The organism is Undibacterium sp. WLX3042 (genome assembly GCF_049544825.1).
In the GTDB taxonomy this organism is placed as follows: domain Bacteria; phylum Pseudomonadota; class Gammaproteobacteria; order Burkholderiales; family Burkholderiaceae_D; genus Undibacterium.
In genome coordinates this window covers 3,195,919-3,210,194 of sequence record NZ_CP186698.1, presented here as the reverse complement: position 1 = coordinate 3,210,194, position 14,276 = coordinate 3,195,919, and the positions used below count along the sequence as shown (strand labels likewise).

The 14,276-nt window shown below is 50.6% G+C and carries 11 protein-coding genes; 6 read left to right on the top strand and 5 right to left on the bottom strand.

Features of this window, described 5'->3' with window-relative positions; translation table 11 throughout:
- Positions 1-153 precede the first annotated feature (153 nt).
- From ACPAOP_RS14505 to ACPAOP_RS14490, 4 genes are all read left to right on the top strand, one after another.
- The gene (locus ACPAOP_RS14505; protein ID WP_423708489.1) at positions 154-1,113 is read left to right on the top strand and encodes a 2-hydroxyacid dehydrogenase; all 960 of its coding nucleotides are present in this window, start codon (positions 154-156) and stop codon (positions 1,111-1,113) included.
- Positions 1,114-1,281: 168 nt separating this feature from the next.
- Entirely contained in the window at positions 1,282-2,673 is a 1,392-nt protein-coding gene (locus ACPAOP_RS14500) for an MBOAT family O-acyltransferase (RefSeq protein WP_423708488.1), read from the top strand.
- A 24-nt stretch (positions 2,674-2,697) separates the two neighbouring features.
- Positions 2,698-3,990 (top strand): DUF459 domain-containing protein, encoded by a 1,293-nt coding sequence (locus ACPAOP_RS14495; RefSeq protein ID WP_423708487.1) that lies wholly within the window; start codon positions 2,698-2,700, stop codon positions 3,988-3,990.
- Complete coding sequence (locus tag ACPAOP_RS14490; protein ID WP_423708486.1) at positions 3,987-5,201, top strand: SGNH/GDSL hydrolase family protein; 1,215 nt, start codon at positions 3,987-3,989, stop codon at positions 5,199-5,201. The genes ACPAOP_RS14495 and ACPAOP_RS14490 overlap by 4 nt, the downstream gene beginning before the upstream one ends.
- A 179-nt stretch (positions 5,202-5,380) precedes the next feature.
- On the opposite strand, the gene ACPAOP_RS14485 is transcribed toward ACPAOP_RS14490, so the two are convergent.
- The gene (locus ACPAOP_RS14485) at positions 5,381-5,599 is read right to left on the bottom strand and encodes a hypothetical protein (protein ID WP_423681723.1); all 219 of its coding nucleotides are present in this window, start codon (positions 5,597-5,599) and stop codon (positions 5,381-5,383) included.
- A 41-nt stretch (positions 5,600-5,640) separates the two neighbouring features.
- Positions 5,641-5,895, bottom strand: a complete 255-nt coding sequence (locus ACPAOP_RS14480; protein ID WP_423708485.1) for a hypothetical protein — start codon at positions 5,893-5,895, stop codon at positions 5,641-5,643.
- Positions 5,896-6,236: 341 nt separating this feature from the next.
- Here ACPAOP_RS14480 and bamE point away from each other — a divergent pair, with 341 nt between their 5' ends.
- Entirely contained in the window at positions 6,237-6,752 is a 516-nt protein-coding gene (bamE, locus tag ACPAOP_RS14475; protein ID WP_423708484.1) for an outer membrane protein assembly factor BamE domain-containing protein, read from the top strand.
- Between the two features lie 18 nt (positions 6,753-6,770).
- On the opposite strand, the gene ACPAOP_RS14470 is transcribed toward bamE, so the two are convergent.
- Positions 6,771-9,890 carry a bifunctional diguanylate cyclase/phosphodiesterase gene (locus ACPAOP_RS14470; protein ID WP_423708483.1) on the bottom strand — a complete coding sequence of 1,040 codons (3,120 nt, stop codon included), beginning with the start codon at positions 9,888-9,890 and terminating at the stop codon, positions 6,771-6,773.
- Positions 9,891-10,537: 647 nt separating this feature from the next.
- Here ACPAOP_RS14470 and ACPAOP_RS14465 point away from each other — a divergent pair.
- On the top strand, positions 10,538-11,152 hold the full coding sequence (locus ACPAOP_RS14465; RefSeq protein WP_423681729.1) for a LysE family transporter: 615 nt from the start codon (positions 10,538-10,540) through the stop codon (positions 11,150-11,152).
- A gap of 66 nt (positions 11,153-11,218) precedes the next feature.
- Here ACPAOP_RS14465 and ACPAOP_RS14460 read toward each other — a convergent pair whose 3' ends face one another.
- Complete coding sequence (locus ACPAOP_RS14460) at positions 11,219-11,956, bottom strand: tetratricopeptide repeat protein (RefSeq protein WP_423681730.1); 738 nt, start codon at positions 11,954-11,956, stop codon at positions 11,219-11,221.
- A 136-nt stretch (positions 11,957-12,092) separates the two neighbouring features.
- A complete protein-coding gene (locus ACPAOP_RS14455; RefSeq protein ID WP_423708482.1) occupies positions 12,093-14,168 on the bottom strand; it encodes a bifunctional 2',3'-cyclic-nucleotide 2'-phosphodiesterase/3'-nucleotidase in 2,076 nt (691 codons plus the stop codon).
- Positions 14,169-14,276 lie beyond the last annotated feature (108 nt).

The window sequence follows — 14,276 nt, the reverse complement described above, 5'->3', positions numbered from 1 at the left end:
AAGGCTGAAGCCTGAAAGGTCGTGTCATCGCTCATTATATTCTGCGGACAGATCATTACGACGCAATTGGTTTATTAAGGCTATCTTACGGCTGTAGTGCAGCGGGTCGGGGTATGATCCCGTCTTCTGAATATTTCAAAGAAGTGCCATACGATGAAACAAGAACTTCTCAGAACGCCGGTTCCTTTTGTCGCCGCATCCGGTTACGCGCAAACCCATGCCTGGGTGCATGCCTTGCAGCAGGCGATGCCAGACGAGCGTATCGTCGCATTTGATGAATTATCCGAGCTCGAAAAACAACTTGTAACGGTAGCGATTGTGGCGAATCCGGATCCTGCAAATTTACAGCAAATGCCGGCGTTGAGGTGGGTACATAGTGTCTGGGCTGGTGTGGAGCGGCTGGTAGCCGACCTTGGTCAGAGTCACTTAAAGATCGTGCGTCTGGTCGATCCGCAGCTGGCGGAGACGATGGCAGAAGCCGTGCTCGCCTGGACTTTGTTCCTGCACAGGAATATGCCGGCTTACGCGCAACAGCAAAAATGCAGTCAGTGGCTGCCACTGGAATATGTGCGGCCGCAATCTAAGACGGTCAGTTTGCTGGGACTGGGCGCACTCGGTGAAGCCGCCGTGAAACGCTTGCTGGCGGCCGGTTTTCAGGTGTGTGGCTGGAGTCGCAGTCAGAAACATATTGCCGGAGTTGATTGTTTTTCGGGCGAATCGGGCTTGTCTGAGATGCTGGCCAGAACCAGTATTCTGGTTTGCCTCTTACCTCTGACGCCGGACACCAAAGGTCTGCTGAATGCGGCGCGGCTGGCACAGTTACCAAAGGGAGCGTCGCTGATCAATTTTGCGCGTGGTGCGATTGTGTCGGACGCCGATTTACAGGCCGCACTTGATTGCCGTCATCTGCAGCATGCGGTGCTCGATGTATTTGAAACGGAACCATTGCCCGCCGCCAGCTGGCATTGGCAGCATCCTCAGGTGACGGTGTTGCCGCATATTTCCGCGCCGACCGATAAGCAAACCGCATCGGCGATTGTTGCCGGTAATATCCGCCGTTATCGTGATGAGGGGCGTTTGCCGGTATTGGTGGACGTCGGTCGGGGATATTAATTTAATCCTGATGAGACACAATTGCCTCATTTCGCGCATCGACAGAGGGAAATGCATTGCGCAAAAATATTGAGATAATGTAAAGTCTTTCTCTTTGTTTTCCGCTGCTTGTTGTCATTGCTGGCGGTTGTTTGATTTTCGTTTGCGTATTTTGTCTCCTAAGCTAGCATGAGTTACCTGTCGCCCGAATTTGCTGTTTGCTTTTTGTTGTTTCTATTACTTTACTGGGCGCTGGCACGTTGGAGTTCCGCACAAAAATTCGCTTTGCTGCTCGCTTCTTACGCCATTTATGCATCGCTGGACTGGCGTTTCAGCGCGACGCTGACGTGTTATACGGTGTCGTTACTATTGCTGTTTGCAGTGGTACGGCGCTGGCCGCAGCATAGAAAAAAACTGACTGTTGCCGGCATTACTGCCTCTGTTCTCAATCTGGCGGTTTTTAAATATTTTGATTTTTTTCGCGAAGGTTTTCAGCTCGCCGCCAGCGCCCTGCAGTCAGACTGGCTGATTCCTGCACTCGATATTATTCTGCCGGTCGGTATTTCGTTTTATACGTTTCAAGCCATTGCTTATATTGTCGCCGTTGGCCACGGTGAGCGTGAACCTGCGAGTCCGCTCGACAGCGCACTGTATCTCGCATTTTTCCCAACACTGATGGCGGGCCCCATCTGTAGGCCGGGCACACTGCTGACGCAGATTGAACAACAATCAGTGCGTCAGATCCGGCAGCCTGACCGTATCTTCTGGTTATTACTTTCCGCATTGATTAAAAAAGTCTGGCTGGCAAGCTGGATTGCGACAACCTGGGTCAATCCTTTGTTTGCGAACCCCGATGCATATCAGGGGATCGAGCTGCTGTTAGGTATGTACGCATTTGCGATTCAGATTTATTTTGATTTCAGCGGTTATTCCGATCTGGTGATTGCAATGGCAATGCTGCTGGGATACCAGTTGAATCAGAATTTTAATTTACCGTATCTGGCGGTTAATCTGCGTGAATTCTGGCGGCGCTGGCATATCTCACTCTCGACCTGGATACGGGATTACGTTTATATCCCGATGGGAGGTAATCGTCACGGCTGGTGGATGACGCAGATGACGATTCTCACTTCCATGCTGATCAGCGGCATATGGCATGGCGCTGCCATTAAATACCTGATCTGGGGGGCATTGCACGGGCTGGGTATGGTTGCACAAAACGTGCTGGAGAAAATCACCGAACGCAAAGCGGACGGCTTTCTCAGTGGTGTGATTACCTTCCATTTCGTCTGCGTCGCCTGGATATTTTTTCGTGCCGATGGCTGGCAGGAAGCACTGAATTATCTGTCCGGCTTTACCCGTCACGATGGTGCTATCGAGCTCAATGTGCTTGGCGGATGTGCCTTGTTATTGCTCTTTTTCTGGGGCTCGTATTACTTTGAACAAGTGCGTGACAGCAGTCTGGGTTTGTTGGAAAAAACGCCTTTGATCCTGAAACCCGTGCTACTCGCGTTTCTGGTATTACTGATCAATTTGCTTGGGCCATCAGGGGTGCCGGCATTTTTATATTATTCCTACTGAGTATTCTGAAGAAGAGTTCGCATGATGGCGAAGGTGAAAACAAAAATAAAAACACAAGCGGGCACACCGCTGAAAGCGAAGAAGGCCGATACCGCTGCGGTACCGACACTGGCGGTGATTGCGCTGACACTGGGTTTATTATTCTGGTTGCGGCAAGATGCGCTCGATACCTACTGGCAGCAGACGCGGCACAGTGAATTAGGACTGAGCCGTATGTCAGATCATGAATTATGGCGCAGCGGAATGGACATCACCCGCATCGTGGCACGAACCTTAGAGCAGCAGATCGATACACTGGCGGAGACGCACGAGCGTCTGATGCTTGCCACGAATGTGCTGTGGCTGGGCAAATCTGCTCTCGTACAAAAGGAAGAGCCGGTTCAACAGGCACAGGCAACAAATGGACTGGCTCTGAAGACACATACTGATGGAATTTCATCCAGGTTATCGACCACCCCAGACGAAGTCAGAAAAGCGGGTAAGAATAGCGATGCGGAACCTGACAGCCTTGCCGGGCTGGGTGCAAAAGAAAGAGAAAAAACGGCGGGGCTGAGCACTGGGGCGTTACAGGGTGCAAAGCCGGATACACAGAATACAGCGCCAGCCCAGGCTGGGACGGAAGAAAATCGCGTTACGCCTTTAAGTCAGTTTGCGTCTCTGGATGAGGAGGGGCGTATTGTACTCAGCCCCAGCGATAAAGTGCTGCTGGTCGGGGACTCCATGATGCAGGGCGTGGCCCCGCACGTTGCGCGGGCGCTGCAAAATGGGAATGTGAAGTCACTGGATCTGAGTCGTCAGAGTACCGGACTGACTTATCCTGGTTATTTTGACTGGCCAACGACGATTAAGAACACAATCAGCAAAGAGCGCATTTCGGTGCTGGTGGTATTTCTTGGTGCGAACGATACCTGGGATATGGTGTTTGGCAACAAATATGAACGCTTCGGCAGCGAGAAATGGCAATCGACCTACGCGTCCAGAGTGGAGAGTATCATCAGATACGCCCATGCTCAGCATATCCGCGTGATCTGGCTGGGTGCGCCGAATATGGGGCGGGAAAATATCAACCGTGGTGTTAAAGTCCTGAACCAGCTGTTTTCTGCGGCGATCAAAGACAGTGCTTCGCGTTATTTATCGACCCGTGAACTATTAAGCGATAATGCCGACACCTATCAGAAATCGATTACGAAAGAGGACGGGAAAACCGTGACTGTCCGCAATGAAGACGGCATCCATTTCACCCGTGCCGGACAGAAAATTCTGAGTGATCTGATTTTGCGTCAATTTGCTCTACCAATCGTGAGTAAGCCTTTGTGATCATCCCTTTTTTATGGCGGCGTCTGGCATCAGCACTATTGCCGCTCTTTCTTTTGTCATCCGTGGCCAGTGCCAGCGTCTTGCATGATTACGGTGATCCGAATGCGGCGCGGCTGTGGCGTCAACTGGCGGCGCTGGAACGCGGCGAAAGTAAGGATGTCATTCACATTCTGCAACTGGGCGATTCTCATACCGGCGGCGATTATTTTACCCAGGCGTATCGCGAGCGTCTGCAGCAGCGTTTCGGCAACGCGGGCATAGGCTGGATCACGCCAGGTTATGTGAAAAACCAGCGTTCTGCGCAGGTCTTGATGAAAATGGCTGGACAGTGGAATACCCGTATCAGCCGTGCGAATCCGGAAAATTTTCCGCTTGGCGGTGTTGCCAGCATGCCGTCCTCAGGTGCTTACATGGAAATTGTACCGAAACAGCCACTGAACGGTATCTATCGCGTCAGCATCTGGTCACGCAAAGTGTCTGATCAAGCCGCAGGCGGCTGGAAACTGGCTTTTCCAGATGGCGATATCCGCGATCTGGCGCCACCAGTTGGCAATGATTGGCAGGTCAGCTATGTGATCGGCAGCGGAGCGGAACTCAATAGTTTATTTCTGCGTTCCGAGGGCAATCCAGCGGAGCTGGGCGGTATTGCGATTGATGCGATTGCGCCCGGAATCAGTGTTGATGCGCTGGGCATCGTCGGGGCGACGCAACGGGTAATCAGCCGCTGGCAACCAGAGGCGGTGCGCGATCAGTTGCGTTGGCGTCGTCCGCAGTTGTTGATTTTGTCGTATGGAACCAACGAAGCGTTTGATAGCAAACCTGACTTTGACGCTTACCGATTGGATTTGCAAACAACCATACGGCAATTACGCAGCGCTGCGCCTGAGGCGGCGATTTTGTTGATCGGTGCGCCGAATTCAGCGAAAAAGATCGGGCCGGGTGAAAGTGCAGGGTGCCGCTATAAATTACCGATGGCATTACGTACCGTACAAACCATACAGCGTGAAACCGCGGTCGCTGAAAAATTATTGTACTGGGATTGGGCGGCGGCGATGGGCAGTGATTGCGCGATACAGCGCTATGCGGAGGCCAACCCGCCACTGGCGCGGCCTGATCTGGTGCATTTTACGGAAGAGGGTTACGCCCGCAGCGGCAGCGCGTTATATGATGCCCTGATGCAGAAATATCAGCAATTCCGCGCTGCCAGATGATCGTATTCAGAGCGTTGCCACAGACATCGCCTGAATCAGCGATTTAGTAAAAACAGGGGAGTATCCGCCGGTTTCGGCTTCATGTCTGCATAAATAAAGGGCACGAAAATATACTCCCCCCAGTATATTTTCTTGTTTTTTGCATTTTTACTTCGGGTGGCAATCAAATGTGTTCCGGCTCAGTCACGCCATTGACCCGTGGCGATTCTGTGTTTTGCTTCACGGATGACTTCTTCATCCGCTTGCGGCTCGGTCTGACAGATCATGTCAAGCTCCAGCACACCGCCTTCTTCCCCGGTCAGTAAATTCCTGATCGTGGCATAAGGGGCGATGATCGCGTTATCCTGAATATCGTGCTCAAAGGTGATCTCGAAATTACCGGTTTTAAACGTTCTCAAGATGGTCTCCTTTCAGGTGCTCAAGCCTGTTGGCGTTAGTGTCAGGATTGCTGTTCCCAGCCGATTTCGATATCGGCGCTGTGCAGATAATAACCTTCACTCTCTATGCCCGCGATGGCAGCGGAAATATCGAGACCGGCAGGTCTGGCCAACCCCAGCGTGTCAAAACCACGTTGTATCAGCCTGACATTGGCATAGTCATGATCTTCCAGATTGAGCAGCTTGACGTCGGTATCCGCGGCGACAGACAGGTGCTTTTTTGGTTGAGTGACGCTTTGATAAATGTCGATTTGCATATGACCTCGCCGAATGATGAACTACTGGAGCCATTCTGAAATACTGCATACCGTCGTTACTGATCTCTTGCAGACTGAAATCATGTCATCTGATCTTCAGTTGGGTAAATTAGCATTTTTGCCGGTGATCTGTGGATTTTTATTACAGTTGTTGATTTTTTCTCACATTGATTTGCCATATCAGTAGCGAAAAATCCGGCGCTGATTGCGCCGCTCTCGCAGAGTCAGCGGTGTCTCGGGGGAATGGCAAGCTGAAGCGAATGGCGTAAAGGTGTACGATTCACCTGTTGCATGATTTTGCTGAGTAGCACCGCAATCAGATTCACTATTTTCGATTGAAGATGAAAACACTCAAAATGAACACCATGATCAGGCTCGCTGCAATCAGCCTTGTCGCTGTTTTAAGTTCTTGTGCAAGCTGGCGCTCGGTGGATGTCGCCGCGTTGCAAACGGAAAGCGAAGTGACGACCAGACTGGGTAATCCGACCGATGTTTATCAGGATGGTGCAACGCATTTGCTCGAGTATATGCATGGCCGCAGAGCGCAGGCGACGCATATGGTCAGGGTTGCTGCTGATGGCAAAGTGATCTCCTATGAGCAAGTCCTGACGGAGCAGAAATTTGCCGAAATCAAACTGGGCGTGTCCGATAAAGCTGCGGTCTTAAAAATTCTGGGGGCGCCGTACGAACATGTGTATTACTCCAGAGTCGGGCTGGAAGCATGGTCATATCCGTACAAGGAGAGCGGCGTCTGGAATTCATTGATGGCGGTTTATTTCGATCAGGATGGCATCGTGCGCAAACTGGAAAACGGCCCGGACCCCGTGTTTGAGCCGCGTGAACACCGGCGTTTCTGAGCGATTGATTCGTCAGAATCAGGAACGCCCGGCGAGCAAACGGCTGAATTCGCTGAATGGTAAAGGATGATTGAGTAAATATCCCTGTACTTCGTCGCATCCGTATTCAGTCAGGAATGCGAGTTGTTCCTGCGTTTCAACGCCTTCGGCAATGACGGTCAGTTGCAGGTTGTGTCCGAGCTGGATGATGGTTTTGACAATAGCCGCACCGTCGCTGCTGGTCAGCATGTCGCGGACAAACGACTGATCAATTTTCAGTTTATCGACGGCCAGCTGCTTCAGGTAAGACAGACTGGAATAACCGGTGCCGAAGTCATCAATTGAGAGTTTGACGCCGAGATTTTTCAGGCCGTGCAGGATTTTTATGGTGGTGCCCACGTCCTGCAATAAGATCGATTCCGTCAGCTCTAGCTCCAGTTGTTGTGGAGGTAAACCCGATTGCGTCAGTGCATTGGCAACCACATCGAGGATTTTGCCGCGTTTAAACTGTAAGGCAGACAGATTGACGGCGACGACCGGTGCATCCGGATAGTCGCGTAACCAGGTAGCGGCCTGACGGCAGGCTTCATTCAGCACCCATTCGCCGATGGGAATAATATGACCACTACGCTCCGCCAGATTGATGAATTTACCCGGTGAAATCAAGCCATCGACCGGATGCTGCCAGCGCAGCAGTGCTTCAGCACCGATGATTTTTCCGCTATGGATATCAGACTGCGGTTGATAGTAAATGCGGAATTCCTGATTGCGTAACGCATGGACCAATCCGCCGGTCAGTCTGATTTGCTCTGTCAGACCGGCATTCATCTCGTGCGAGAAAAAGCAATAGGTATTGCGCCCGGCATCTTTTGCGCTATCGACCGCGGCATGTGTGTTTTTGAGCAGGGTGTCAAAATCTTTGCCGTCCTCAGGGAACAGACCGATACCGATAGAGCAGGAAACATTCAGCACATTGCCGTCGATATCGATGGGATCGACAAAGATATCACTGATCGCATTAGCCACTCCCGCGATACCGATCGCATCGCGTTTGCCAGTCAGAAGAACAACGAATTCGTCCCCGCTCAGTCTGCTGATGGTGGCAGTTTCCGGTATGCACTGACGCAGGCGTTCAACGACCTTGATCAGTACCCGGTCGCCAGTCGCGTAGCCGAGGCTGTCATTAATATGTTTAAAGTGATCCAGATCGAGATACAGCAGCGAAACGATCGTGTTTTCACTGGCGGCGATGATCGCCGCATGTTCAAAGCGGTCTTGCAGTAATGTGCGGTTCGGCAGGTGGGTCAGGGAGTCGAAGTTGGCCAGAAAATCCAGTTTCAACTTGGCTTCTGCATGCGCCGCGCGGGTGCGCAGGTTAATGATGCCAAATGCCAGATCGTTCGCCAGTTCCATCAAGAGCCGGATTTCCTCCGCGTCAAAAGCACTGGCCTCGCTGGAATACAGGGTGAGCGCGCCTATCGTATGCTCGTTATGTATCAGTGGCAGGCCGATACTAGACTGATAACCTCGCTGCATCGCTGCTGAACGCCATGGCTGCATTCTGTCGTCCGTCAATACATTCTGAATTGTCGTCGGCAAACCGTTTCTGATCGCAGAACCGACCGGGCCGCTGCCAAATGCATTGTCGCCCCAGGAAATAGTGATACCGTCGAGATAGCCATTTTCGTAACCAGAGCGTGCTACAGGTTTCACTGTGCGTGCATCGTCATACTCAGCGTATCCAACCCATGCCATCAGATAACCGCCACTCTCGACGCACAAGCGACTGATTTCATTGAGCAATGTATGCTCATCTTCGGCGCGCACGAGCGCCATGTTGCAGTCGCTGAGCAAGCGCAAATCGCGATTGAGTCGTTTTAACGCCAGTTCACTGAGCTTACTGGCTGTGACATCCTGTACCGTGCCGATGAGGCGCAGCAGATGCCCGTCCTCCTGATAAACAGGCTTACCACGTTCGTTAATGTACTTAATCTGTCCGTTTTTCAATAACAGACGCCGGGTTATTTCATACGCGGTCTTGTTTTGAATGACATCGTTATAAGTAGTGCTGAGCAAAGCCCTGTCGTCCGGATGGGTAGCCTCAACAAAGGACGATTCCGAAGGAGTAAAGGTATCGGGGCTGACTTCGAAAATACGGTAGACCTCGTCTGACCAGAAAACCAGCCCTGTATCCCGGCTGATATCCCAGTTTCCTATCTGAGCCAGTTGCTGGGCGATTTTCAGATTGGCTTCACTCTGACTTAATTCTGCCTGCGCCTGCTGATGCTGATCTGTAATCTGTTTGAGCTTATTTTGCATTTCGGCCAGCCGGCTGAGCACAGAGCCGGGAATTCGCTCCTTCACAGACAATGGTTTGCTGAAGTCGCCGGTGCCGATACGTGTGATTTCAGCATGTACCTCACTGACTGCGCCACCCATAATGATTCTGAGTGCACGTGACGTGCGGTACAGCATTAGAAGCAATAACAGAGCCAGACCAATGAATACAATCCGGATGAATAAAGCACGACGCTCTGCACTGCGGACTGCATTATTTGTTCGTGTTGTCATCAGATCATAAAAATGCTCAATCGGCTTCATGATGTCAGCCTTGGCATTCAGGTAAGCGGCGTCGTGCAACATCTGAATCGCTCTCTCTTTCCCGTTCTCTGATTGACGTAAGCGCATCGCCTCGCGCTCGGTTTGTGTCAGCCGGTCTGAAAAAACCTTGGCCTCTGACAGAGTATTCAGTTCCTCGATCGTGAAACCCGCATCACGCATCAGTTCCAGCAGGGGTTTTTTCTGGGGGCTGTCCGGTGTCGGCGATTTCCCGGTTGCAAGCACGAGATCCCAATATATTCCACCGTAATTCACCGGCCGTGGCTTTTTACCATCGCGGATATCGAGTATGTCCTGATAGTACTGTTGCTCCCGCAGATCGCCGGAAGCAACATACAACTGCGCCATGCGCGTCAGGTCATCGGAAGACTGCCGCAACTCATCTGCCAGCATAAATGACATCAGTCGCTGTTCGTTTTCTGCGTCTATTGTTTTCTCTGATATGACAGACAAGGTGAACGTGCAGACCAGAATAACCAGTAAGGACAGGGTGTACCAGATGTGACGTTGAAACGAATAGGAGTTAACAGTGCTTGGCATGGGTGAACGGTAATGTCGGTACGACAAATAAACTCAGGTTCCGATAAAAACAGATGAAAGACTGATTAACGTTATTTAATTAAAGTAGGAATAGTAGTGGAATCAGAAGGGAAAGAAACCAGCAAACCGATATTTTTTTCAGAAAACCTGAGTCGTAATCAATATGGGGGGGGGCGGCTGATATCGGTCACATCGTTACGCTTTGGCTCTGCGGGTGTTTTTTTTTTTTGCGATTGCTCAGTGCAGGGACGCTGCGCTGCTATCAAACTGTGTGCAACTCAGCAAAAGATTGACGACTGAGGGAACCGCGGCAGATAAAAAAATAGCCCGCATCGGCGGGCTTAAATCCAAACCTTGACGGTGTTGGAGGAGACAGGAGTAACTATACTGCACTGCAATAAATACGTAAAATCAAATATTTAGATAATAATTATTCACAAAACATATAACTATCCTAGGCTATCCATTCTCTTTTTCGCGGAACCCCTGTCTGTATTCGTTCGTTCAGGTAATACCTGAAGATAGTCGGTGACGTGTGACCTTCAAAGAAATACTTGATTGCCGATCAGGTTTTCTCTTACTGTATGAGTTTATGTGTCGTAGTTCAGAGCAATATTGGTCTGATTCGTTCAATTTAAGGATTTATCATGCTTGGCGTTACTGATTATGGTTCGTTTGTTGTCGCATTTATTGTCTTACTGATTATTCCCGGACCCGGTAATCTGGCTTTGATCACATCGACCAGTAAGGGCGGCATCAAAGGCGGGCTGGCGGCGACGTTTGGCGTGATATTCGGTGATCAGGTCTTGCTCTGGATGGCTGTTGCCGGTGTAGCTGCGGTATTGCATTCCTATCCGGCCGCTTTTCAGGCGGTGCAGTGGCTTGGAGCGGCATATCTTGTCTGGCTGGGCGGCAAGATGTTGCTGGCAAAACCGGGCGTGGCACCGGTGTTAAATATCAAGCCACATCATTACATGCAGCAGGCGCTGACCATCACTTTGCTGAATCCCAAAGCCATCGTGTTTTATATGGCTTTTTTCCCTTTATTTGTCGATCCTGTACGTCATCAGGGGCTCATCACGTTCGGATTCATGGCAACGACGATTGCCGTTCTGACGTTTATTTACGGCCTGACCGCGGTCTTGCTGACGCATTTTCTGGCGGAGCGCCTGCGTGCTAATCCGACTGTGACCCGTATTCTCGAAAAGCTGGCAGGTTTATCGCTGATCGGTTTTGGCTTGAAACTTGTTTCTTCGCGCTAGATTTTGTCTGTGAATTAAAAAGCCTGCATGTTGCAGGCTTTTTTTTTCGGAAAATATTTGCAGTGCTTACTGGAATTTGTTCCAGCGCAGCATGCGTTCATCTGACGCTTCTTTCAGCAGGTGACGCGCGCTGAGCTTGTCAGGATCGTGGTGTTCTTTCCCGCCTTCCAGTTCCATTGCAAGTGACTGTATCGCCGGTGGAAAATCGCCTTCTGCTGAGCGCTCCAGCCAGGCTCTGGCTTTGACCGGATCTTTGGCAATACCCTCGCCATCCGCGTATGCATTCGACAGCAGAAACATTGCCTGTGCATTCCCCTGATTGCTGGCAACTTGTAACCAGTGCACTGATTTTTGCAGATCCAGCGTCGTGCCTTCGCCGTATTTTGCCATCCGTGCCAGCATGAAGCTTGCCTTGGCATTGTTTTTTGCTGCGGCCGCTTCATACCATTTCCAGGCAAGCTTCAGGTTTTGCGGAAGACCGAGCCTGGCTTTGTAATTAGCTTCAGCAAACGCAAATTGCGCCTCGGTATCGCCCGCCTGAGCCGCTTTTTCCAGCCATTGCGCTGCTTCTGCCTGTTTGTCCGCCTGTACTGCAAGCGCCAGGCCGAGTTCTCTTTGTGCTGTGACTATTCCCTGGTTCGCCCACGCTCTGAGGGTTTTGATAGCATCAGGGTGTTGCGCTTGTATCGCACGCATGCCTGTCGATTCAATTTCAGCAGTCGCGGGATGGGAATTGATGCCGGGTGTGCATGCACCGAGGAAGATGCAGCAGGCGAGGGCAGCGAGGGGGGAAATATTTTTCATGGTGTTCGGATCATTAAAACCTGCTCCTGTTGCCAGGAGCAGGTTAGCGCTTAAATTACAGCTTCATACTTACTGCTCATAACTGCTCATAACTGCTTATATCGCGCAATACTGCCAGGTGCAGATGACCTGGAGATTATTTGCTGAGGTCAATCGTGTATTTGGCGAAACCATTAGCATCGAGCGCGCCTTCAGATTTCACTAGGCTTAAACCTGAATTGCTTGCGATTGCCAGTTTGCCAGGTGCAGAGCGCAAAATGACAGGGCCAGCAGTTGTGGTTTTAACGAAACTCCAGCTTTTCCCTGAACCATTTTTAGCCAGTGTCAGTTTGCCTTGTTTTTTAACATAGTCACTGACGACAGCCTGATTTGCGTCTGGTGATTTAATGATGGTTTTGCTACCGTCAATGCCGGGGACATTACCACCGCCTGCTGCACGATAGTCGTTAGTGGCAACGATGAAATCATCGGTGTCAGCAATAGGCTTACCTGCGTAGGTCAGGTTCACGATACGGCTGCCAACGGCTTTCGTTACGTCAATCTGATAGGTCAGCGCATTGTTTTCGGCATAGAACACATCGTAGTTATAGATCGTTCCATAAGATGGCACCAGATCTTGCTCTGTGGTCAGGACTGGATTAATTTGTGCGAATTGTTTTGCCACGGTTTCCAGCCAGGCTTTCAGATCGGAACCTTTGATCTTGACTGCCTGAATGTTATTGTTGCCGTACAAATACAGGTCGCCCGGGTTACGGACTTGCAGGCCAACTGGTGCAGCGGCTGTTGCTGTCGGTGCGACATCGGTAAAGTCTGTCGCGCCGTTACGACCAGCTTTAAATGGCGCGCTGCAGGAAATCACAGGAATCGTTTTGTAGCTGGCGATCGTCGCGTCAGTCGAATTAGCAATGAAATTCTTGACGTAATCGATTTGTGCCTGATTCACGATTTGAATCGCACTGACGTCGCCGACTAAAGCAAAATAGGCAGACATTTCAAAGTCAGTCGTTGTTCCCAGTGGCTGAGTCGCGTAGGACAATGCCGCTTTATGCTCAGTATCGACCAGTGGTGCGACGGAAGCGTCAGCATCAACGATCGTTGTGCCGTCTTTGTATTTAAAGCCACGTGCTTCGACATTTGTCTGATCTTTTTGCACTACCCATTTACCACCCTGGTATTTTAATACCATCTGAATAATGCCGAGACGACGTCCCCAGCTTTGTGCCATGACGGTAGGAACGCCATTGACCAGTCCTTTGACTGTATCAACCTGACTTGCTGGCAGCGCTGCTAATGAAGCGTCGATCGCAGGGCCGTTGGCTTCTTTGGCTTTCGGGAAGATCAGGTGGGAGTGGCCAACCATTAAGGCATCAATACCGGTATTGGTCAGATGCAGGCTCGCATTTTCCATTTTCGGGCTGTAGGCAGACGCGTCCAGACCGCCGTGAGACAAGGCGACGACGAGGTCTGCGCCCTTGTTGCGCATTTCAGGAATGTATTTGTTCGCTGTTTCGACTGCGCCATTGACCATGACTTTGCCTGCCAGATATTTTTGATCCCAATCCAGAATCTGTGGCGGAACAAAACCCATGATGCCGACGTTCAGTGTGACATTCAGTGGCGAGCCATCCGGTGTCGTGGCAGTGAATTTTTTAGGAATGATGGAGTAAGGATTGAAAATAGGTTTCTGGCTGCTGACGCCGACAACGTTAGCAAGAACGACGGGAAAGTTTGGCGCGCCGCAGTTAACTGGCTTTGTGACGTCACTCATACCGAAATCGGTGTTGGTGATCTGGCTGAGGAAGTTCAGTCCATAGTTGAATTCATGATTACCAACACCAGCGCCGTCATATTTCAGCGCATTCATTACTTTGTGGATCGCCATTGTGCCACTGCAAGGAACCGGAGAGGCAACTGCCTGATAGTCGCCCAGCAAGGTGCCTTGAATCACGTCGCCGTCATCCAGTAACACGGTGTTAGGATTTTCTGCGCGAGCCGAATTGATCAGAGCGGCAGTGCGTTCAAGACCGAGACTGGTATCTGCTTTTAAACCGTAGTAGTCATAACTCAGAATATTCTGATGCAGATCTGTCGTTTCAAGTAAGGCAACTTTCAATACAGTTCCTTCCGGAATGACGCTGACTGTATTTGAACTGGTGCCGCAGGCAGTCAGTGCCAGTGCCGTCAGTGGCGGAAGCCAATAAATTGTTTTCATGTTCTCTTTCTCAATATAGTTATCCAAACGGTTGCCAGCGTTTGCGCAATAGATTGCTTATTTCATTCAAAGATACAAATTTTTATTCTTTGTCTTCATTCCCAAAAA